At 34.3% G+C, this 22,835-nt stretch carries 25 protein-coding genes and 2 pseudogenes; 2 read left to right on the forward strand and 25 right to left on the reverse strand.

Annotated features, from left to right (window positions below; genetic code table 11):
* Window positions 1–100: 100 nt before the first annotated feature.
* The 3 genes from IOC57_RS06370 to IOC57_RS06380 form a co-directional block, all read right to left on the reverse strand.
* Window positions 101–577, reverse strand: a complete 477-nt coding sequence (locus IOC57_RS06370) for a CcdC family protein (RefSeq protein ID WP_207437910.1) — start codon at window positions 575–577, stop codon at window positions 101–103.
* An 82-nt stretch (window positions 578–659) separates the two neighbouring features.
* Complete coding sequence (locus IOC57_RS06375) at window positions 660–917, reverse strand: response regulator (protein WP_286184572.1); 258 nt, start codon at window positions 915–917, stop codon at window positions 660–662.
* 229 nt (window positions 918–1,146) lie between these two features.
* Entirely contained in the window at window positions 1,147–1,854 is a 708-nt protein-coding gene (locus IOC57_RS06380; protein WP_207437911.1) for a cytochrome c biogenesis protein CcdA, read from the reverse strand.
* 245 nt (window positions 1,855–2,099) lie between these two features.
* Between IOC57_RS06380 and IOC57_RS06385 the strand changes: the two genes are divergently transcribed.
* Window positions 2,100–2,273, forward strand: a complete 174-nt coding sequence (locus IOC57_RS06385; protein WP_192204353.1) for an aspartyl-phosphate phosphatase Spo0E family protein — start codon at window positions 2,100–2,102, stop codon at window positions 2,271–2,273.
* 722 nt (window positions 2,274–2,995) lie between these two features.
* The gene (locus IOC57_RS06390; RefSeq protein ID WP_207437912.1) at window positions 2,996–3,394 is read left to right on the forward strand and encodes a DoxX family protein; all 399 of its coding nucleotides are present in this window, start codon (window positions 2,996–2,998) and stop codon (window positions 3,392–3,394) included.
* Between the two features lie 177 nt (window positions 3,395–3,571).
* Here IOC57_RS06390 and IOC57_RS06395 read toward each other — a convergent pair.
* From IOC57_RS06395 to IOC57_RS06500, 22 genes and pseudogenes are all read right to left on the reverse strand, one after another.
* A pseudogene (locus IOC57_RS06395) lies at window positions 3,572–4,372 on the reverse strand (transposase); the annotation flags it as partial.
* A gap of 501 nt (window positions 4,373–4,873) precedes the next feature.
* The gene (locus IOC57_RS25745) at window positions 4,874–5,104 is read right to left on the reverse strand and encodes a hypothetical protein (protein WP_286184574.1); all 231 of its coding nucleotides are present in this window, start codon (window positions 5,102–5,104) and stop codon (window positions 4,874–4,876) included.
* A 298-nt stretch (window positions 5,105–5,402) separates the two neighbouring features.
* Window positions 5,403–5,717, reverse strand: coding sequence for a thioredoxin (trxA, locus tag IOC57_RS06405; protein WP_207437913.1), 315 nt, complete (start codon window positions 5,715–5,717; stop codon window positions 5,403–5,405).
* Window positions 5,718–5,764: 47 nt separating this feature from the next.
* Window positions 5,765–6,151, reverse strand: coding sequence for an IDEAL domain-containing protein (locus tag IOC57_RS06410; protein WP_207437914.1), 387 nt, complete (start codon window positions 6,149–6,151; stop codon window positions 5,765–5,767).
* A gap of 95 nt (window positions 6,152–6,246) precedes the next feature.
* On the reverse strand, window positions 6,247–6,666 hold the full coding sequence (locus IOC57_RS06415; RefSeq protein ID WP_207437915.1) for an RrF2 family transcriptional regulator: 420 nt from the start codon (window positions 6,664–6,666) through the stop codon (window positions 6,247–6,249).
* Between the two features lie 883 nt (window positions 6,667–7,549).
* Window positions 7,550–7,636: pseudogene (locus IOC57_RS06420) on the reverse strand (YneF family protein); the annotation flags it as partial.
* A 141-nt stretch (window positions 7,637–7,777) separates the two neighbouring features.
* Window positions 7,778–8,347: a hypothetical protein gene (locus IOC57_RS06425; protein WP_207437916.1), complete on the reverse strand. Its 570-nt coding sequence runs from the start codon at window positions 8,345–8,347 to the stop codon at window positions 7,778–7,780.
* Window positions 8,348–8,497: 150 nt separating this feature from the next.
* Window positions 8,498–8,839, reverse strand: coding sequence for a hypothetical protein (locus tag IOC57_RS06430; protein ID WP_207437917.1), 342 nt, complete (start codon window positions 8,837–8,839; stop codon window positions 8,498–8,500).
* 65 nt (window positions 8,840–8,904) lie between these two features.
* On the reverse strand, window positions 8,905–9,153 hold the full coding sequence (locus IOC57_RS06435; protein WP_207437918.1) for a hypothetical protein: 249 nt from the start codon (window positions 9,151–9,153) through the stop codon (window positions 8,905–8,907).
* Between the two features lie 86 nt (window positions 9,154–9,239).
* Window positions 9,240–9,467 carry a hypothetical protein gene (locus IOC57_RS06440; RefSeq protein ID WP_207437919.1) on the reverse strand — a complete coding sequence of 76 codons (228 nt, stop codon included), beginning with the start codon at window positions 9,465–9,467 and terminating at the stop codon, window positions 9,240–9,242.
* 15 nt (window positions 9,468–9,482) lie between these two features.
* Window positions 9,483–10,106 carry a hypothetical protein gene (locus IOC57_RS06445; protein ID WP_207437920.1) on the reverse strand — a complete coding sequence of 208 codons (624 nt, stop codon included), beginning with the start codon at window positions 10,104–10,106 and terminating at the stop codon, window positions 9,483–9,485.
* A gap of 607 nt (window positions 10,107–10,713) precedes the next feature.
* Entirely contained in the window at window positions 10,714–12,075 is a 1,362-nt protein-coding gene (locus tag IOC57_RS06450) for a phage portal protein (RefSeq protein WP_207437921.1), read from the reverse strand.
* 85 nt (window positions 12,076–12,160) lie between these two features.
* Window positions 12,161–13,753: a terminase large subunit gene (locus tag IOC57_RS06455; RefSeq protein WP_207437922.1), complete on the reverse strand. Its 1,593-nt coding sequence runs from the start codon at window positions 13,751–13,753 to the stop codon at window positions 12,161–12,163.
* A 247-nt stretch (window positions 13,754–14,000) separates the two neighbouring features.
* Window positions 14,001–14,402 (reverse strand): hypothetical protein, encoded by a 402-nt coding sequence (locus IOC57_RS06460; protein WP_207437923.1) that lies wholly within the window; start codon window positions 14,400–14,402, stop codon window positions 14,001–14,003.
* A gap of 94 nt (window positions 14,403–14,496) precedes the next feature.
* The gene (locus IOC57_RS06465) at window positions 14,497–14,664 is read right to left on the reverse strand and encodes a hypothetical protein (RefSeq protein WP_207437924.1); all 168 of its coding nucleotides are present in this window, start codon (window positions 14,662–14,664) and stop codon (window positions 14,497–14,499) included.
* Window positions 14,665–14,920: 256 nt separating this feature from the next.
* Window positions 14,921–15,853 (reverse strand): hypothetical protein, encoded by a 933-nt coding sequence (locus tag IOC57_RS06470; RefSeq protein WP_207437925.1) that lies wholly within the window; start codon window positions 15,851–15,853, stop codon window positions 14,921–14,923.
* Between the two features lie 94 nt (window positions 15,854–15,947).
* Window positions 15,948–16,127 carry a hypothetical protein gene (locus IOC57_RS06475; protein WP_207437926.1) on the reverse strand — a complete coding sequence of 60 codons (180 nt, stop codon included), beginning with the start codon at window positions 16,125–16,127 and terminating at the stop codon, window positions 15,948–15,950.
* Window positions 16,128–16,143: 16 nt separating this feature from the next.
* A complete protein-coding gene (locus IOC57_RS06480; protein ID WP_207437927.1) occupies window positions 16,144–16,956 on the reverse strand; it encodes a hypothetical protein in 813 nt (270 codons plus the stop codon).
* 229 nt (window positions 16,957–17,185) lie between these two features.
* Window positions 17,186–17,359 carry a helix-turn-helix domain-containing protein gene (locus IOC57_RS06485; RefSeq protein WP_207437928.1) on the reverse strand — a complete coding sequence of 58 codons (174 nt, stop codon included), beginning with the start codon at window positions 17,357–17,359 and terminating at the stop codon, window positions 17,186–17,188.
* A gap of 92 nt (window positions 17,360–17,451) precedes the next feature.
* Window positions 17,452–18,324 (reverse strand): SU10 major capsid protein, encoded by an 873-nt coding sequence (locus IOC57_RS06490; protein WP_207437929.1) that lies wholly within the window; start codon window positions 18,322–18,324, stop codon window positions 17,452–17,454.
* Window positions 18,325–18,408: 84 nt separating this feature from the next.
* Window positions 18,409–18,840 carry a hypothetical protein gene (locus tag IOC57_RS06495; protein ID WP_207437930.1) on the reverse strand — a complete coding sequence of 144 codons (432 nt, stop codon included), beginning with the start codon at window positions 18,838–18,840 and terminating at the stop codon, window positions 18,409–18,411.
* 39 nt (window positions 18,841–18,879) lie between these two features.
* A complete protein-coding gene (locus IOC57_RS06500; protein WP_207437931.1) occupies window positions 18,880–19,110 on the reverse strand; it encodes a holin in 231 nt (76 codons plus the stop codon).
* Window positions 19,111–22,835 lie beyond the last annotated feature (3,725 nt).

The following is a 22,835-nucleotide window of genomic DNA, read 5'->3' on the forward strand; positions in this document are numbered from 1 at the left end:
CCTCATGAAAAGTTCCCATGCTAATGAAAAACCTGAGTCATTATGAATCGACTCAGGTTTTTTTTTATTGTCCCTATGATAAATCCTAAATACATGTATATCACACCATGCTACTTCGGCCGAAACTGGCTGCTTTAACTTTCCTGTATTGGTAAAGCATGGCGATTCTCCACGGAACGATCATCGCAAAAGCAAGTAAGAAAAACATTCCGCTCAATACACCGATTTCAATCGTGCTTCCCAGCATCAGTTTTGCCACCAGTCGAATCACCATGAGACCAATCAATATGAATATGAACGCTTTAGAGCGCAGAATGTAAATTTTTTCATCCCTAACTTCAAATTTAGATGTTTTAATCAATAAGATGGAAAATAACATCCCTGCAACAAGAGCCTCCAACAATTCGTATCGAGTCACCCTAAACATCGGGAAAATAAACATCAACGCACCCGTACTCATAAACAGCGGCGGTAAGATGATTTTCTTTTCATTCACTGGTTTTTTCGTTTCCTTCATCCGTAATACGAAAACACCTATAGCCATCACAATCGCTATACCTGTTGATATATATATCATCTCTTAACCATCCCTTTAAACTAAAAATAGGTAAGTACCATTAAAAATTATGACTTCAATTTATAAACAAAGTATATATTACCTATTTGAGATAAACAAGAAGAGTGTTATTAATTAAGACCATTTTGATGTTATACAATACCCTGCCCTCGTCAAAAGGATTGAAGATACAATCTTGCGCCCCGTTTTCTATTGCCTCGACAACCACTTTTTGCTGATCCAGGGCAAAGAACAATATAACCTTTGCAGCCTGAAATACCCTTCTTAATTTTTTTGCGGCATCCTGCCCCCCGCTCATAATTGGAATGTTCATATCCATCGTTACAAGGTCAGGATTCAAATTGAAGCGTCATTATCATATACTCTAGCGTCAGCATAGGCGTCCTCCTCATTCAAACAAGAGCACGCATAAGCAATATAATGATTTTTATATATAATATTTTTCAGAATATATAACTTTAGACGCAGAATCAACAGGGATGACACGAGAAAGGAGGAAATGACACACCATAAGACCTAACAGCAGGTAATCCAAATAGAATATTATTGAAAAAATAGCTTATTATGGACTAAAATCCCGTAAAGCCACCGAATAGTCTAGACAGGACTGCGATTATTTTGGTCATCCAATTAAAAAACAAAATCACACCCATTACTATCATTAAATATCCGCCAACCTTCATGATGTATTGGCTGTACTTTTTAATCCATTTCAATTTTCCGACAAAGAAGGATAATATGAAAAAAGGTATGGCAAATCCTAAAATATAGGCAGTCATATAGCTCATCGCAGCACTAGGATTAGTTGCCCCCAGTGATATGACAGCACCTAATAGCGGACCTGCACATGGGGTCCATCCAGCCGCAAAGGCAAGTCCGATAAGAATGGAACCTATATATCCGCTAGGTCGGTTCTTAAATTCAAAACGACTGTCTTTCATCAAAGATTTTGGCTGAAATATTCCAACAATGAATAAGCCAAAAATGATAATCAGGATGGCACCGATTTGCCGGATTAATTCTTTGTAATTCGCGAAAAAAGCACCTAGGTATGTTGTGCTAAAGCCTATTGCAATAAAAACCAGAGAAAACCCAAGAAGGAAGAATAAAGTATGCAGCATGCTTCTTCTTTGGAGCATGGCGTTCTCGGATTTGATTTCACCAACACTCATACCAGTAATATAAGATAAAAAGGCCGGATATAGCGGTAAGCAGCATGGCGAAATAAAACTTAGAAATCCCGCCCCAAAAGCTAAAAACATATTAATATCATTCAAATAAGCTCACTCCTATGTATGTCAACCTATAAACATTGTAACAAATAAGATAAAAAAATACATTTATGGAACTGTGAATATTTCATGACAACCAATTGCTTATAACTGGATGGGGCGACGGATTAAGAGAACTTATTGAATTCATTAGTCCAAGCCGATATAATTGTTATATTCATACATATTTTACAACGAACGCATAAATTAAGGGTACCTTGAAAAAATGTTGGGGCCAGAAAGGAAATATAATGGCTAAAAAGAATGAATTTCTCGAACAGATTGAATTAAAGAGAAATGAACTTATCAAGATTGTCGCTAAAGATGGTTTAAACTCGCATGTTGCCGTTGAATATAGCCAGCAACTTGATCAATTATTAAATAAATATAATGAACTTTTTTATAAAACCGGTACAGATTTTTAACTCAGTTCATCTCCCATAGATAACCACATATTTTATTATATGAATTATTTTGCCGTCAATCTCTCCTTTTTACATTCTTTCACAATTTGAATACATGGGCATGACCTTTGCTATATAAAAAAACAGGCAAGCGCTAAGTGCGATGCCTGTTTTCCTGTTTTTTCATAAAATGATGCATATGAATCATTTTGCCATATCAACATCGGATGTCGGTGCATTGTTTGCCACAACAGAACAATAGGATATCCAGCTAAGATAGGAAATCCCCAGACACTGTTCACAAGACTTCCTCCCCCATTGGCACCTGTTGTATGTTGTTAAATTCCATTTGCAGCACCCATTAATAAACACCTCATATGAAGATCTGTTTTCAGTACTTAATACAGCAGACAGTCCCAGATTCACCCGTATCCGAGAAAAAACGAATTTTGTGAATTTCGCGCATTTACTCGTGATCAGTATATTTAATTTTATTTATAGGGCGCTACCAGAAAGTACAATTAAGGAATTATTTAAGAACAGCGGCTTAGCAAATACTAGTCCAGGTTCATTCAACAGGTCATTCAAATGAAAATGATAAAAATTAGGTTTGACAAATCGCTTAAACTATATTATCTTTAATTAAAGATTAATTAATTCGAGATAATACTTTTTATTTTTTTGGGCAATAATCTCGAATTAAAGATATCTAAATTCAAAATAAATTCCAGGAGGAATCATAAATGATTGGTATAGGTTTATTAGTTATACGTGTAGTAATCGGGTTATCATTTGTTGGACATGGAGCTCAAAAATTATTTGGATGGTTTGGCGGTTATGGCTTGAAAGGTACAGGTGGCTGGTTTGATTCGATTGGTATGAAGCCAGGAGTTACCATGGCACTATTTGCTGGTCTATCAGAGCTTATTGGCGGAGCTTTATTTGCTTTAGGTCTCCTTACACCCTTTGCAGGTATATTAATTGCACTAACCATGCTTGTTGCGATCGTTAAAGTCCATGGAGCGAATGGCTACTGGGCAACTCAAGACGGTTATGAATATAATCTTGCCATTCTTGCAGTTGCTATTGGCATTGCGATAACCGGAGCTGGCCCATACTCACTTGATTCCTTTCTTTTTTAAGGAAATCACTCGGGCTTGCAAATCCTACATTATGAAAAACACGGAGTTCGATAAAGCCACTCCGTGTTCAGTTTGTAGACAAAAGGGGTTCGGAATTAAACATTCCGAACCCCTTTTGAAATCCCCTTTGAATGTTCGCCTGAATTTAAGAGATTAGGACTCTACGAGCCCACTATGTTAGGTCAGTTTTAGAGCTTGCCATGTCCAACTGGCCATCCATCTTCTTTACATTCATGGCAGCGAAAGTAAGCATCCTGCATCGATCATTTTTTAAGTCCCCTTAAAGTAGTCCAACGCATGCCATGCTTTTCTTTTGCATCTGCGAATACACGCTCAATCGTTTCTTTATGTTTCGCATAGATAGGTTTTACATCTTGATGTGACGCAGATGATCTGCTTCTTCCACATATGTTTGCCAGATATGCCGTGTCACCACTTTTTGATAAACTTTTCTTTCTGTACACCGTGATAAAGATGAGCAGCTTGCACAGATGTGTTTGCGAGATTTGTACTCGAGATAGCCCTCTTTATTGGTTGTTGGATACGTTAATAGCTCACCCGTTGAGCAAATGAAACCATCAACATGTTCATCGTATACCTATTCATGTTTGCGTTAGAACCCTTCTTTTGTTCAGGGACGTAATAGGGTAAAGCCGGTATGCTTTCTTTGTTAAATAGGTAGTTTGTAATTGCTGGTGTTTTATAAACTGCATCTACGGCAACGGCTTCCGTTTTTCCAACTTTCTCAATCAATTGTTCAACAAATGGCTATAAGATTTGACTATCATGTGTATTTCCAAGTGTTACAATCGTTCCTCATACAAAACCGTTGCGGTCTTCGGTCGCGTGGAATGAATAGGCAAACTGTTTTGTTCGTTCATCTTTCACCCAGTAGCCACTCTTTGAATCAATTGTACTTTCTTTTATTTCTTGGGTTTGTTTCTTATCAAATTTATCCGGAGGAAAAGGCTTCTTTCCATCAACATCCCAATTGTACAAGCCATAAAAAAATGTAGACACTCTTCTGGTGTGAAGGCTTTACTAAATTAATTGGTCCCCTAAATACTGAGACCTGGAAGAGCCGTGTCCTCCTCCCTCTTCTAAGCGTTCCTTAAAGAAACTCCCTTTCCTCACCAAAATTCCCAAATGTATCTGCCGTTGAGACTTTTGCTGGTCAATGAAAAATAGTATGTCTTAGTTTCCGAAACAGCTTGGAAAAAGAATACTCAGTTTTTCATTCTTTACAAAGATTCAATCTGAAAATCACTTCAATCATATAAATGATCCTTCCAAAAAAAAACCGGATTAAGAAACACTTTTATATGTGTTCCTTATCCGGGGTTTTATGAAAACCATTACGCAATTTTTATTTCACTAATATATGTGCGTCTATTTATTCAACCATCCTGGAGAGTGAATGATCGCTTCCCATAATGGCGCTGGAATATCAAGTTGCTGCTGTTTATTTTTGTCACGATTTCAGCTTCCCTGCCTTGTTCCACTTTTTTGTAACCATTCAGGATCGATGATGATTTCACGGCCTAATGCGATTAACGGAACGCCCGATTGCAGTGCTTTGATCGCATCATCCGCTTTATAGATGGAACTAACACCAATTAAAGTAACTTGATCCCCGATACATTCTATAATAATCTCTATCCGAGGTTGGTCAACCTCAGTTCCCCTCCTAGCTTTCGACCAGAAATCCATTATAGAAACATGAAAGATAATCCAGATCCTTTGTTACAAATCCATCAATTAATCCTAGTGTATCCTCCATGGTGATTCCTGATATTTCCGGTTCCTCGATGAAAAAACGTTCATACTAGCTAACTTCGGCGTCGGTTGAAGTCCTGTCAAAGGCCACTACTAATTTCTTTCCTAAATCGAATGATTCAAATAATGGTGTATATTTAGAACTCAATTAGTATTCCTCCATTTAGTTACCCACCATGTTGTTGATATAAGTCCTTAATTCATAATATACATCCGCAAATTATGATAATAATCATCCATGTTTTCTGATTAATGCCGAAATGACTTCTTTTGGCTGGAAGCCAATAGCTTGATCTACCTTTTCTCCATCTTTGAATAGAATTAGAGCTGGAATTCCCATCACTCCATATTCGCTTGTCGTATCTGAATTTTCATCCACATTAAGTTTTACGATCTTAACCTGATCACCCATTTCCAAGTCTATTTCATTAAGCACTGGGGCAATCATTTTACACGGACCGCACCACGGTGCCCAAAAATCAACCAATACTAAACCTTCCTTGATTTCACTAGCAAAATTATCATCTGTTACATGTTCTATTGTCATGATCATTTCCTCCTTGTATTATCCGAAATATTTAAGATCTTTACTCATCATCTATTTAAATCAATTCTTGCGATTCTATTTCCCGGCATAAGAAATTCTGATTTCCTCGCATTTATTTTCGGATGGATTTTGATGGATTCCAATTTACCGGATAACTCCATAAACCATGTTTCATCTTTAGAAAGTAACGCCAAATCTATTAAGGCCATTAGATGAGTTTCATTACTGATTTCTAGATCCGGTAATTTTTCAGTCCATTTACTCGGAATCCAAATCGATTTCCCTACCGCTTTTTCATTGTCACTTTCCACCACATTCACTTTAACGATTTCTCGATTATCACTTACGGTTTCAATGAAACCATGGATAAGTTCCCCATCTCTTGATTTTCCCTGTACCCAATCCCCATTTTTGAACTGATTATTTTCAACCATTTCCTTAACACCCCTTTTATGTTCATTTGATATTCAAAGTTATTAACTGTAATAATAAAATATACATTTAGTGTAAAGAAAAAACTAAATCAATATCACGGACATTGTTTAATTTTTTCCAAAAAAGTGCTTAGCGTTATATCTTCTAAATATTTTTCGAAATATAATTCAGCTTCATCGAATATTTGATCCATGACTACCTGAGTATTAGAAGATATGACACATCTTTTCTCAGGATCACCTGTACACCACTTTGGTTTCAAGGTTCCGTGTGAGACCGTTATATAAATATCCGCCAAACTGACCTTTTCAGGATCACAGTCTAGAATATAGCCTCCGCCCACACCTTCTTTAGTCTTAACAAATCCTTTTTTTCTTAAGCAGCTCATCATTTTCCGAATCCTTGCCGAGTTTGTACAAACGTTTTCTGCGATAGACTCACTGCTTGCCATATGATCTGGTAAATAAGCTAAATAGACTAAACTATGCACAGCTATTGTAAAGTCACTATTCACTTTATGCATCCTCCTCAAGGAGATTACTGTAATATTAATATTTACAGTTTATATTGTCAACTCAAAAAACTCAACACTCCCACACCTTTATTGATTACATTATTATTGCAATGAAATCCCCACTTTACGCTTTTAATAGTGTTGCCGAAGTTAATGACCCTAAAATAAGACTCGGTGTTAAAATTATTGAATAACTTACACACTATAATGTGCTTTCTATTTATTAAGTTCATTCAAATAAAAAACACCCGATTTCTCAGGTGCTTACTTTACTAAATTTTATATATTCACTCACTCTTTATTGATTAAGTGCTTAAATACAAAAATGACTAGAATAGATTTTATTTTTTACATTTACATTTAGATTTCCATTTGAATTTTGATTCCCATTTGTTGTCTTTAAATTTACATTTGTGTTCAAATTTATGTTCACATTTAGGAAACCACACCGAACAAGCATCCTCAAAGCATTTTTTAACTAAATCATTCATCATTCTAATACCCTCCTTAATACAATATATGCATCTTTTGATAGAAGGTGTGGACAAGTATCATTTTCTGTTTTCCTTTTATTTTCCAAATAAAAAAGCCCTCACTAGAATGGGGACTTACCTTTTCCACTAAAATAAATATGCGTTCTTTTTAAATTTTCCATTCAGTAAATACTGTTCTGCTTTTATCTATCCATTCCAAAACAAAAACCACCTTAACTGAATCATTCATTCAGAAAAAGTGGCTTAAGAAACAAAAATGAAAGATAAACCAAAATTTTATATAAAATCGGTGGAAGGATTCAGTCCAAATGGATCAACCATTTCGATATTATATAAAATTTCGCATCCAATCTTCCAAGAACAATGATATATCAAGGTTTCATGCTATCTTATTTTGTTTGTTGTTTATTCATGGCGCTCATCATTTGATTAATTTTCTTTTGGGATGGTTTCATACCCATTTGCATCATCATCATTGATACATCGGGGTTCAACCACCTTAACCGACCACTTTTTCTATTAAGAAAAATATACCTTACTTATTTGCATTTGTCTACAAATAGTTAAGAAAAGGAAAATAATGTGGTTAATCAGTCATCAACACATGAAGGAATTAATTATCGTCTCTCACAATTCACAGTGATTAACCCTTTTTTATCTAAAAGTAAATTAGTAATTCTCCATGTCTTACCCATTACCTTAAATTCATCCCCTAATTCAATTAAACTCCTGTATTCCGCGCTATCCTTCATAGTGACAAGAATTTCATTGTTAGAAGTAACCCATACTCCACTTGTAACCGAATAGGATTTAGTTTCTAGGAATGAAGGTACTTCAATTGGCACTCCGGGGACTTCTTCGTATATCGGTTCTCCGAAGTCACTATAGCCAATTAATATAGAGGTAGGTTCTGTTGGAACTTCTACAATAAAATTACAATGTCTAATTCTAGTCTTGTACTTGCCTCCGCGCTTAGTAACACTCTCTACAAGGCATAGGTAGTGATTACCCTCTAAAGTCACCATATCACCCTGTAAAACCCTCTGAATGCTATGTATATGTTTCTCTTCATACTCTCCAAATGGTGGATTAGTTACGATTACATTCATTAGATTGTCATTTACTAATACTTCTTGTCCTGCTGATTCAAATATGTAATCTAAATCTTCTTGATTAATTCCAAACATTCATTTACCTCCTATTCATCTTATAACTCATCTTATTACTGGATACTCGTACTTCTTATTACTAACGCTAATTACCGTCCCTCAGTCATTACTCAGAGCCATAGTCATAAGATAATGGAGTAAGTAGAAATTGGTAATAAGAGTTAATAATTAACTGTCAAACAACATAAAGAAATTAGTACCAGATGATTGTTCTTCTACTTTAAGTGTACGTATCTTTCTTTCTAATTGATCAATTCTATTTTGAATAGATTCAGAGAAGTCAGAAACCGTTGTATCATCTATTTTAACTGTCTTCATTCTGCTGACGTCATTAGCAATTGATTCGAGAATATTTAATGCTGCTGAATAGATATTACGTTTATTTATAGGTGATATAGCATAATATTCATCAAATGGTTCTAAATAATTCTCTTGTAAATAGACCACTAGTTCCTCTTGCTCAAGTTTGATACCTTTTGTCTCTAATTGTAGACGTTGTAAGTTATTCATTATTTGTCCTCCTTTTTTAGGCATTAAAAAACACCCTCAATTTAATGAGAGTGTTGATTAAGTTTTTATCTATATACATGAGTAGGAAATTCATTTAATACAATATAGTTTCCACAAGAATTACAATCAATCCGTAACTCTTTTACTTCTGCTGTAACTTCATCAATTTCATCTACATTATAATCCATATCTAATTCAATTTCTTGAATTCTAAAATCACTTTCGATTTTGCCAATATCCGCATGTTGACCATTTGTTAGCGGCACTAATTCAACAAGTTTATTACAAACTTCACATATTACTTGTACCTTCATTATAAGTTCACCCCCCATACACCTATATCTTTCGACATACAGGGAGAATATTCCTTTACTAAACAAAAAAAGTAAGGCATTTAGCCCTACTTGTAATCCATTTCAAATTTTTCAGTTATAAATTTAAACTCTTCCTCATTTATAAACCCATATTTCATTAAAATTTCTGTTTTTTCCAATAAAGATACCAAAGTTAAACCATCAGAAGCATTCATTATTCTCCCCATGATTGAGTGAAGTTCATTTTCTTTTTTTTGTTTTATTAGTATCTCGTTTAGTTCTTTTATTCTTACATCATGATAATTATCGCTCATTACGACCTCCTGAATTTATAATTTACTTTCACTATCTTCTTTTTTCTTTTCTTTTTCATACTTTTTCTTCAACTTTTTAATATCAGCAGGAAGTGTGATGGTTAATTCTTCTTGTTGTTGTTCAAATTGACTATATAAATCATTCGTTTTTCTGTTAAAGTCTATTAATGAACCAGAGGGTGAAAAAGTTTGATCAACCATTTTTGAATATGATCCATACATTTGTTTTAATACAATATATGATTCCATATATTCTTTTGGTGGATTTTGTAACAACTTCATATTTCCACGAATTTTATCCTGGCCTTTTTCTGTTTCTTCTATTATACCCTTATTTGAAATATCATCACGAAAACTAACTAAAGCCACATTAAAGTCTCTTCCGTCATCTATTGCTTTTTCCCAAACATTCGAGTATGAAGCAAGAACCATACTTGACATTAAAAATTCATAATACATATCAACAGAAGTTTCTGCTAAAATGTTTGCATATTCTTCTTTTTTATTTTGTTGATATTTCATCCAACCCATGACAATTCCAAGTGTTATCAAAACTCCAACTATAGAAATAATTATTAATTTTGTGTGCTTTTTACCTTTTTTAATTAATAAATTATTTGGTTCGTTTATTACCTCCATCATACCCCTCCCAATAGTTATGGTTAAATTTTACCACATTGGCAATATAAGGTATATATTCTTTTTTTTACTGTATTATTCTAAAAAGATATATTTTTTTGTTCATGTGTAAAGGGGTATGTTGTGGAAGAAACTGGTCAACTAGGGGTATCACAATAGGCTTTGAGTTCTACTCATAAGGTTTATTATATGTGGAACTCATCATATAAAAGATTTATTTTATACAGATATTATGTACTATTTATACATTCAACTATGCGTAAAATATAGATTATACGCACATATGGCCATTATAAACCCTTATAGGTCAACGTTTATCAGACTGCCTATTTTATTGGACATACATAATTCTATACATTGCCCATATATCAGTGTTTTCCAGTGTTTATAGGCTTTAGATGACTCTGCAATATTGCATACTCTAAAGGACATGATAATTATAGTCTCGATTCGACGTCGAACCCTAATCATATAAAAAAATTAATCATACACGTGTACCATTTGGTACTCGGTTTCCCTGCATATTTTACCCTGCGCTGATATAACAAGAACGTGCGAGACAACATATCATTACATCGCCTCACGCCTACTCCTGCCTACATTCTTACTAAACTGCCAAGTCCCTTTCCTTGTCATCTTCCTTCTTATCCTCATCATCATTAACCTTATCAACCACTACCTCGACTGGTTCCTCACTCTTTAACCGTTTCATCTCATACTGTACATCTGTAGTATATGGACTCTTCTCTAACATAGACTCAAGACTCATACCGCCTAACTCACGTAACAACTTAATGTTCTCGATTATCTCTTTATCATTACTTGGTTGAGCATACTGGAACACCATGTCTAATGAATCATACTCATCATCATTAAACACAATACCTTTATACTCTTCAGATAGTACACGTATCTTCTCGTACCTCTCCTCAAAGCCTTCACGCATAAACACTTCATTCATACCAGCCTTGATGTTAGCCAATTGGAATAGCAACTTAATACTAACCTCACTTAGATTACTTATATCAGTCTTATTCATACTGACTGCAGGTGTCTGTGATACATCCAATAGGGATTGTACTAGAGTCTTATAGATTGTTTCGAATGATTTATAATCTGATTGATTACTAACAAACTTAAACTCCCCACCATCATCTAGGTTAACTCCTCCACCAATAACATCTGTAGGTAATCCTTGCCCTTTTAACTGTTGCCCTATGGCTACTGGAATAGGGTTCATAAACTTATAGAAGGAATCTGTATACTTACTTATTAAGTCCTCCATTGAATCTAAGATACTGATCCAGTCATCTAATTCTGATTTACCTTGATTCTCATACAGTTCATTGTCATTGTGGTATATGATAGGTAATCCACTAAGGTTTGCGTACCTCTCTGTCATCCTCATATCTCCACCATTGTTGTTGTACTTCTCGACTACATCTTCCTTATAGACAATAAAGTAACTGATTGCATCCACTACATAAGCCTCTACAAACGCTAATAGGTTGTTCTCATGGTCATATACTGGGAATCCTTCTGAAGCATCAATGATTTTAGACTTAATAACTCCATTATGTAGATACACATATTCAGCCACTTGACCATACTTCAGGACTTTATCCAATAATTTTATGTTTAATCGGTCATACTTACCTTTCCTTGTGACTTGTGAGTAGTATTTAACTACCTCGTCATTACCTGTCAATGTAACTGGTAACTGTAATAAATAAGCCTTTTGGAAGTTTAATAACGTCTTAGCATACTGTAATACAATCTTACGTGGAACGAACTCTTTGCCATTATACTTATAACTAGGTTTGTTTAAGATTGCATGGCTGCCATCCAAATATTCTTTCTTACTTTGTACGTCTTGTACTCTTAATTGATTGGGTATTTCACCAACAAACTCAACAAACCAATAAGGGTCATTGTACTTGTCTTTGATAAATTCATCTAAATTGCTCAATATTAATCCTCCTCTTTCTTGTTATTTTAGTGAGGTTCTTTCATGACCTCGCAAACTTACTCGGGTTCAGCCGTAACCTGAGCACTTATACATACCATTTGCCTACCTTCATTGCTTGAACTACCAAACTATTAGCGATAACCAAGTCATCATGGTTCTTTTCGCCTTTCTTATTCCCCATTGATCCATTAGCCGATTCAACAAACAATTGCATTTGCTGTAGAGACTCTTTACATTCAATTAGGATTAAACCTTTCTCGAAGTTCTCTTTATAGTCGGATATAAGGACGCTTTTACTTTGTGCTGTAGTTGTAAAGCCTAATTGCGTCTTCTTCTTGCCTGTTTTCGTATCAAATAACCTCTGTTTATATAAATTAAGGTAATTAAATGACTTACGTAACCTCTCCAAAACTGGTAATCCATAACTATTCCTCTCTACACATAGGAACGCATATCCATAAAACTTACCTATACAGTCAATTACCTCTGCGAACTCGTAAACTGGTGTTGTGTTACTGTAGTAGGACGCTACCTGTTGCCCTTCTTCATCAAATATGGAGATAGTTGAAAAGTCATTTCCTCCACCTGATGCACTATCCACTCCACCGTAATACCTTTTGTTCTTCTTAGGTAAATGAAAGATGTCTAGTCCTTTACCGATAAACTTATGTAGTAATACAGGTACTTCATCCATGACGTCACGCTTACTAAATGGCTTTATGACTGAATTTAACCGTTGTATTATCATAGATTGATTAAATACACTGCTACCTGTACTAATAAATGACTCTAATACATTGGATGGATATTCCTGTTGGAACTCCTGCATGGTCATATCAAGTAGTTTGTAGCGTCTCCACATTAAGATCCGTAAGTTGGCTCCTGCGTCATATAAAACCTTCTCATCAGGCTCTAATTCCTTCACAGATAGCCTTACACCCTTATTACTCTCTTTGTACCAAGTTTCTGCCTCATCATGCTCATATTTGAACTGTTTCTTGTACAAGTCATGATAGAAGGGAATGAACATAGTTTTGTACTTCGAGTTGCCCTTCATGGATGCCATTGTAAGCCTGTAAAAGTTGTTAGAAGTACCATTTGACGTTGTTTCAATAGTTAGGATACTCTTGCTACCCTTCTGTAAAGATTGCTCTGCTGAAAGTATCTGCATCTCCTGACGGTCATAGAAAGCATACTCTGACATGTGAATCCATGAATAAGTGGAACCACGCCCTATGCTCTTATTAGAAGCCACCAGACATGTAATCCTTGATCCATTACTAAAGAGTAATTCATCTCTGTTATCACGTTTTACCTTTGGAAATACATCTGGATACTTATCTCTAGGTAACCACTCGTTCATCGACTTTAACTTCTCAAAGAGCGCCTTACTTGAATCTGATTTATACGAAACAATTAGGATATTTTCGTTCTCATTAGTTAGCGCCCTGAATAGCGCTTTGGCTACCGAGTAGGTACTTATCCCACCTTGTCGAGCCTTACTTACGTTTACAAAACGATTATTTTCCATTAATTCTTCAAGTTCCAGTTGTGCCAAATTTAATTCAAACTTTACCTTCTCATTGTTGTTGTCGATTATGTAAATCATATTTTTAGCGAACAAAGGAAAAGAATTTAAAACTTTATTTAGTCGTTCATTTTTAGTTTTGATTGCCATTTTTTTCTCACCTCTCAATCACAAAAAAGAGAGTTCCATTTAGGAACCCTCTCTAACTCAAACTTATATTGGTAAATTAAAAATTAAGCACATTTCCCACATCTCACTCTTTCCCATTTTACCTTTCCGAACGTCTGGGAAATTTCCCAAGGCGGGAAACATGGTTGGGAAAGATGAAATACAGGCTATCGGAAATATCAGGGAAACATGCGGGAAAGGTCAGTTTGCTATATTGCTATATTGAATATCAATCTAGGACTAACCCATCATCTTCAACCACTTCTGCCTCATTATCATCCTCAAATGATTTAGCAGCCGTTTTAGAATTTTTCTGAATATCCACTTGTAGGGTTAAAAATAATCTAATTGCCTTCTCGTCCCCTGATTTTGCATTCTTGGCCACAACTTGATATATCTCTTTGTAATCATCTGCAATTTTAGTGTCCAAATACAATTGGATAAGGTTCTTATACTCAGGACTCTTTTCCCATTTCAAAAATGGATTAATTGTTTTCCTTTCGACTAATCGTAAGAAATCATCTTCCGTTTTCAATGGTTTGGATTGGTCATACCGTAAATCAGGAAACTTAAACTTAAAATACTCTGCCTTTTTTGGATCAATCGTCTTTAATGCTTCAAAAATACTCATTTATTAACACTCATTTCAGCAATAAGCATAGTCATTTCTAGGATTGCTTGCTCTAATTCCAATACTCTAGCCTCTAATTCTTTGTATTCTTTACTCATTTGTCGCCACCTCTCAACTTGTTAAGACATTCAAGTATCTCATCATATAAATTCATTTCTTTTTGCTTCTCAATTTTCATCTCATTATTTAATTCAATTAGCACCTTAACTCCGTCTTGCATTGATTTAACATTCTCCTGCATTGCTTTAATAGTTTGTTCCATTTTCCATTCCTCCTGATTAATTTTATGGTTTAATTCACAAATTCGAATAGTGTATGTTTTCGTCCCATGTATAATATAAGTTTAATAATTTAATTGTAAATTTGAATAATGTAACTTTTCGTCCCTTATTAAATATAATTATTAATTTTATTTATTATTAATTTAATTATAAATTTAATATACATATAATATAATTGGGAGGTTATCCCTCTATATTATATATAGGACGAAAAGTTACAACATTCGTTTTTACGTTTTAGAATGGTAAGTCTTCAAGGGGAATTTGTATCCTCTCACCATCTAATTCCTTCTGTTTATCTTCTTGTATTTGTCTATGTTCTTTTAAACTAATAAACCTCAACTTTTCAAATTCAACTTCCTCATCTGAAAATAAATCAATCTCATTTGCTATGTATGAGTTAGCCTTACGACTATTCTTATCAGCACCAAAACAGAAATACTCCATATTATGAATACCTTCTATAAGATTATGTTTCCTTAATGCAGATAGGAAAGGCTTCATTGTGCTACTTGGAATACCAATATGTTCTGCTAATCCATCCATAGGACAAGTATATTTACCGTTGAAATGTTGATTCTTCATCTTGATATAACTGTACAAGTAGAATCCTGTACATCCAATCTTCTCATTGCTCATACAGTACATGAATACTTCGAATGGGATTAGATGAGTATTATCTCTCTCATGGAAAGTACCGTCTTCAACTTCATCATCATGCCTATTGAATGCCTTAATTGGACGTTTGATGGAATACTTTCTGCTCATATGTTTAGTGTATTCGACTTGATCATCCTTCTCTTCTTCACTAAGCATATTGAAATGTAGATTATTACGGTCATCCAATCCCCATGAAAGAGGAAAATCTTTAGTTGTTTCCGTATATCCCATAGTATCCAGTAGTCCATCTTTCTTAAAAATGTAATCAACTGTACGTGTACCTTTGTTATAGCCTAAGATTTCTTTAATTTTATTAATGTCAATGTCGATATTTCCATATTTACAGTGACGATATAACCAATTGACTACATAATAGTACGAATAAGCAACTGGAATATGAGAACCTTTTTTCATATTGTCCTTTAAATCCTCAAAGATTTCGTTAGGTATAGATACATCTGATTCATTTTTATAAAATTGTAGTGTAGAAGCGATTTCTTGATAATTCATGGTTAAATTCCTTCTTTCGATTAAGTTATAGGTTTTGTAGTGTTGCGATTAAGCCCTATTAAAAGGGCTATTTTATTAGGTTTTATAAGGTTTTTTAGAGTTTATTTGCTCTGTATTCGTCCATGGCTGCTTGAAATTTTTCATCAATAAAGTACAAACTGAAAATCTTCTTAGTTTTCAAGTCTTGAGATACTGTTATAAATTCGATTCCCTTTTCAGCCATAAATTTAGATACATTAACGTTGTAGCAAAAGAAATAATCACGTTTTTTCATATTGTTTTCCTCCTGATTAATTTTGGTATGTGTATTTGAATTTGTTCTTACCTGTCATTGCAAAACTGACTACAGTATTTAAGTTATCTTTAGTCCTAGTTTGTTGTACTGTGCCTTCTGCAGATTGAAATTTGTTTCTTAAAGTAAACTGTAATGTTGGTAATTCCATTGGAATGCCAAATAACCCCTGCAATTCTGCTAGAGGTAAAGTAGTTGTTAGTTGTCCATTTTTATTTAGTTGTATTTTTGCTTTAGTATCATATCTGCGTTGAAGATTGAAATACTCCCATTTCTCGGTTTCTTCAAGTAGTTCAATCAACTCTGGGAAGTCTAATAATCTCAAATAAGCATTGTGTACGTCTTTGAATCGGTCATCATAATGTCCTAAGAATCCACTGTCAATACAAAGTAGAAGCATTTTTCCTTCCTTAGTTTCTGGCAAAGGTAGGTCATAATAACTCCACATTGTAAGGACTGTAGACATTGCATATTTCTTGAAGTAGTTGCCACTATGAACCTTTAATAAGGCATTAATATTCGCTGTTTCAGGATTAACATAATCATCCTCGCTAATTCTAACTACATGGTTACACCAAGATTTACCCTTATGTAAAGCAAGATCAATACCAATTACCTTGCGAGTGTCTTGTGAGTCACCTACAAACAGTTTGTTAAAGTTATAGAAGTAGTTTACATCATTACCTTTGACATGTTTCTCGATTGCACAACCTAACAGAGAATCTAAATCATCTGTTAATATAGTTGGATTAAGACCTTGTTCATTGTTTGCACACCATTCTGGAAATAATACTTTTAATTTTTGTTTCATCACTAAGTGAAAGAAGATTATTCTCCCACAATCCCTGTATCTTGTATAAATCCTAATTTCATGACTTGCTATACGTATGTCACGTACTCAAGTCCTCCTTGTGTTCCTCATTGAATAATTAATTGATTAAATATCAACTACTATCAAATGAGTACAGGAGGACTTGTGGTACGGACGAATCCCTTACGTTTCACTGTTTCACCCCACATTTCGATTAATTTTTTTGGTTTTATTTGTTATCTATGTACTGTCTATATAGTTTTATCTTCTCTTGGGACATTCCCGAATTACCTTTCTCATACCGAGATATTAAGGATTGGGAACAATTTAAATGTTTTGCTAAAGTTGCTTGGTCAATGGCTTTACGTCTCCTTAGAATCAAATACTCCTCTTTTAAATTCATCCTTGTTGTTCTCCCTGATTAATTACATAGAAAAGACGATGGAACATAATGAACCACCGTCTTAGATATGTATTATTTAATTAATTTACTTATTAAGATACTGTTAATACTGCAACTGCTTTTGGAGAACCAACTTTAAGAGTAGTTTCAGCAACTACATGTCCTTTAATTGAATCACCAGTTTTAGCCAAAGGTTCGAATGCAGGTTCACGTAGGTTAGCCATATCAACATAAGCATCATTGAATACAACTACTTTGTTAGCAGGAACGTGTTTAGAAAGCATTAAGTGAACTGTACCGTAGTTTGTATTGATTGAATCAACCAATAGACCAAAGTTAGTTGTAACATGGCTGTAAGAGTAACGGTCTTTGTAGATAGCGTCGATTTCTTCTTTAATGTCAGCGCCAACTAGAGCATAAGTAGTTCCTTCTGCAAGATCTTGGTTCCATAGTTTACGCATAACCTCTTTAACCTTCTCTTCTGTAACTGCACCTGTAACGGATACTGCATTTGCAGGGTCAGCAAACTCAATAAGACCAGACATTTGACGTTTGAATGGAGTTGTAGAACCATCTTTCTTCAATCCGTTGATTAGTTTCTTTTCAATAGAGATTTTCAATTCAAGTAAACGGTCATTAATTTCATCTGCAAATTGAGTTGATTTCATTGCTACTGCTGTACCAGAAATAGATGCACCTTTTTTGAAGATTTCTAATACGTTGCTTAGTTCTGCTCTTGCTGATTCAAAGAATACGTCTGTATCTGCACCTTCAACGGCTGATAGGTCATCAGTGTTATCAAGTTGTTTTGCTCTCCAAGTGTAAACAGTAGACAATGCTTTCTCGATATTACCTTTGCTCATAAGTAAAGATGTGAATGGTGTTGCTTGAACTCCGATGATTGCGATTTCTGTGCTAAGTGAAATTTGCTCTGCTGCTGTAAAGTTGTTTGATTGGAATGTCATAATAATTGCTCCTTCTAGCGATTGGTCGCTACCCAATAGTTTTTTGTTTTAAAAAGTTTTATATAGTTGGCAATTAGCCAAGAATTACTTAAAGAAACTTGCTATTTTAGTTGTAATCATGCCTTTGGTATCTTTTTCTTTTTCATACTTAGTGTATGGATCAGTATTGTTATGTTCATTTGGAACAAAACCTGCATCTTCTTTTGCTTTAGTCCTGATGGAATCAACTAAACCTTTGAATTTAGCGACTGTTTCATCTAATTTTGACTCGTCTTCGATGTGTATAAATTCAGCAAAATCCTTTAAACCTTCTCTTTCAATAGCAAACTGAATTTTATCTCGTCTTAAATCTGCTTTATCTTGTGCTATTTGCTTTTGTTGGTCATTTAATTCAACTGGTTTGTATTGAAGTAAGTCATCTCTTTCTTGTACCAATGGATTTAATTCTTGCTCAATCCACTCATTCTTCATTGCGTCTACCTGTTCTTGTGTAAAATTAATTAATTCTTCTGTCATTTAATTTTCCTCCTTGATTTGTTTCTGCCATTACTTACCTCATCCTTTTAAATTTGTCATTTGGTGCTCCAATGCTTGTAAAGAAACAACAATCTTTTCTTGTGCAATGTTCTGTTTATCCAATTGGTCGGATAATCTTAGTTCTCTATCCATGTACATTTGTTCTCGTTGCTTTGATTCTTTCCTTGTGTCCCAAAATAACCATAGAAATAATAAACAAAACACTCCCTGTGAAATCCATAAATCTATAGGGACTTGTGTTATGTCCACTTGATTCACCTCGCTCTCATATGCATTCTTAATTTATAAGCACAATAAAAACTAATCATTGTGATTATAAGTTGGTATTCTTCCATGATAATCAACTCCTCGATTAAAATTTTTGATTAATTATAAAAAGCCACTTGAATGTCAAGTGACTTAGTAAATAAATTCGTATAAATATGAGTAAAAAAAATCAGAGGACTCCCAAATTCATGGGAATCCGCATCAAAATGTAGCGTCAATCAGTGAAATTGACTAATTTGGAATAATTATATTACGGCAAAAAATTAAATGAAACTTGATTGTGAAGGTACTTGATGGAACCTTCATTCAATGTCATTCGTAAATGACACTCAATGAATCTTCTATCATAATAACAAGAAAACTAAAATGTCTACAAACCTAGTGATACCAACGTGTTCAGCGTTTTAAAACTTCGAACATTTCATTTTTCTTCCTTTAAAGAGGTTTAAGGATTATCGTCTTAAACCTAGATGTAGCAAGGCTTCAACCGACTTGACGCATTTCTAATAATAATGGAATGTTGATGTATCAATACTTCGCAGCCACTTCTATTTCAAACTTTTCTTCCTTTAACGGTTATCCACTAAAATATACCCCCCACCTTTTACAAAGTCAGTCGTATCAACGTTTATAAGCCTAAAAATAATTATCTGAAAATTATAAATACTTATACGATGTTGATGTACCAGTATCTGAGAGCATTCTATTTTGGTTACATTTCACCTATACCCTACCGAGGTATATTATCTTTTTAATTTTTGTTCCTTTATAGACCATTAAGGAAATAGCATTATAATCCTTGATCCATATGACTTTTTAGATGTTTTTCAATTTGAAATAATATTGAAACGTTGATATAGCAATGGTTCAGGCTATCTTATTTTCGCTACCAACTTTTTGTTCCTTTGTAGACGATTATCTCAAAAAGTGACTTGAACCTTACTCTCGCAAGGGATACAGCGTTATTTTTTCAACTAAAAATTACACAAATATTTTACAAACCCTTATGTACTAACGGTTTGAGCCGTATTCAATTGTCCTCGTTTTTATAACGCATCATTTTCATTCCTTTAACGGGTATTAACTCGAAAAGTCCATATTTGACCATATTCGTCCATATCTGGCTTTGAGAGGTCGTGTCGTTAACTTTTTATTTTTTAATTTTTGCACAGATTCGTTCCGTTGTTGCTATGAGTGTATTTATGAGCATTTCAATTTGTCGACATTTTTTACTATGCTTCCAAATGCTCCATTTTACTATGCTATCCAATATAGATTCATGTTCCTTCTATCCCCTACACCTTTAGACTCTTAGTGCCACAAGGGTTTGAGGATGATTTGTGTGACTTTTTTTGAATTAGTTGTCTCTATTCTGATAAATAACGTCCTATTGTATGACGCTTCCCTTAAAGACGATTATCTACCTCTCCTATTGGCGACTTTCAGAATCCAGTCGTACCAACGGTTGAGGACACTTTTTTCGGACGATTTTCGTCATTTTTGAATGTTCTATTTTCCTATTCAGCGTGACATATATCTCTATTCTGATAAATACCAGTCTGCTTTATTAACTATTCTGATAAATAACTCAAAACAACTTCACATACCATTCTGATAAATACCGTTCTAATTGGTAAAGTATATCTATCCTGATAAATACCATCCTTAATGCTAACAGGCTATCCACTCTGATAAATACGATCAAAAATTCGGAGGAAAAGTTATCTGGATTCTATTCTGATAAATACCATCCTAAACTTCTAGTATCCACTCTGATGAATAAACTCTATTTCGAACATTTACATCTTCTTTCTATATAAGGAACTTTTCTCTCTTCATGGTAACAGGATTTCACATATACCTAGGAAGTCAGTCATATCAAGGGTTGGTGAGGTGTCTCTAAACCCTTAACATGGAGTTTCTAACTGATTAGAACTTCAAACATACTCCACTCTGAGAAATACCATTTCATTTTCCTAAAAATTTTTCTTCTTCACTATAAGGCAATTGTTTCTATTCACGGTAACAGGATTATACACATACACAGAAAGTGAGTCGTACCAAGGCTTGAAGTGGTGTTTCTATTTTATAATCATGTCATTTAAAACTTTCTCGCTCCTGTCCACGCACATACCTCTCCCTTAGAGACTATCCAACTTTTTTACGGAATCCTTTAGTACCAACGAAAAATGGAAATTGCCATAAATTAGGAGGTGTCTTCACTCCTACTCCCCCAAGGGATTCAAGGTTTTTCCTAAAACATAACATTTTTTCAATTTGTAATACATCAGTAATACCCAATTTCATGTTGTAATACATCCGTATGACTCATGTAGTACAGACAAGTTTATTTTGAATTCTTGTATTGCTCCTGTATTACACTCTATCCTGATAAATAACCTTAACTGTACTTAATCCACTCTGATGAATACCGGTCTATTTTATAACCACCCTGATAAATACCAATTTAAGTGGTCTTAATTCTATTCTGATAAATAACATTCTAATGCGCTAGTATCTATTCTGATAAATACCTTGAAAAGTCTTAAACGCACCCTATTCTGATAAATACCAAGTCTTTATACACTCACCCTGATAAATACCTGTCTAATGCGTTACATTGATTCTGAGCGTTTCTGAGACGTTCTAACCTAATTGAATACCTATAGTCCTGTTTTAGATTAAGACGTCTCAAACACGCTCCTACGTCCTCATATGATGTTATTTTACTTATTACCTATTCTGATAAATACCGTTCTAAAGGTGGTTCTATTTCTGCTACATCCCAACATAGATATATAGCGTATGCTAATATCTAAACCTCTCCCCCTCCACCCTGATAAATACCCTCAACTGTCCACAATACCTATTCTGATAAATACCATCTTAATTGATTAGACTTTTTCTTCCTTTATAGACGATTAAGGAAAAACGCTCACAAACGTTGGTGTAACAAGGTTTCTAGCCAATTTTCATTTTGAAATTTTTCTGAAATGTTGTCAGAACGTTGATTTGAAGCCTTTCTTAACTGTCTTAATCCGGTAGCATTTATTCTACCGTTAATTCTATTCTGATAAATAACGGATCAATGTCGTTTTTATATCCACTCTGATGAATACCAAAATATTCGCTACCTCTTTCACAGTAACAGAAAAACTAAAAAGTTGATTCAGCCATACTCACACCTAGAGTCACAAGGGGTCTAGCATTTCTCGTAATGGTGGTTCGCAACTCGATAATTGTATTTCTCTCTCATGGTAACAAAAAAACTAAAAATGAATTTAGGCTTACTCCCACCTACTCCCATAAGGGGTTCTGGCTTTCTCGTTTGGTCGTTGCTATTCTTAACATGTCATTTCCTCTTCACAGTAACAAAATAATTAAAATAATTTTCTAACCTTAGTCAGCCTTACAGCCGTATAGGTTTGTTGAGTAATTCGCTTTTTCCCCATTTCTATAACATACCTATTCTGATAAATACCTCAAACTGTTTACAGATTTACTCTCCATCACAGTAACAAAATAATCAAAATGTTGTTTAGTCTTACTGTCCCAAGGTATCCAGCGTTTCTTGCTACCGTTATTTTTATTTTTTAACTATTTAACAGTTTATACTTGACAAAGGTTTTAACGGTCTTTAACTTTTGGTTGATTGCGTGGACAACGGCTTTGGGCATAGTTTTGCCTACGTTCACAAGCATAATAAA

Origin of the sequence: Bacillus sp. SD075 (genome assembly GCF_017355165.1) — a bacterium.
Classification (GTDB): Bacteria; Bacillota; Bacilli; order Bacillales; family DSM-1321; genus Peribacillus.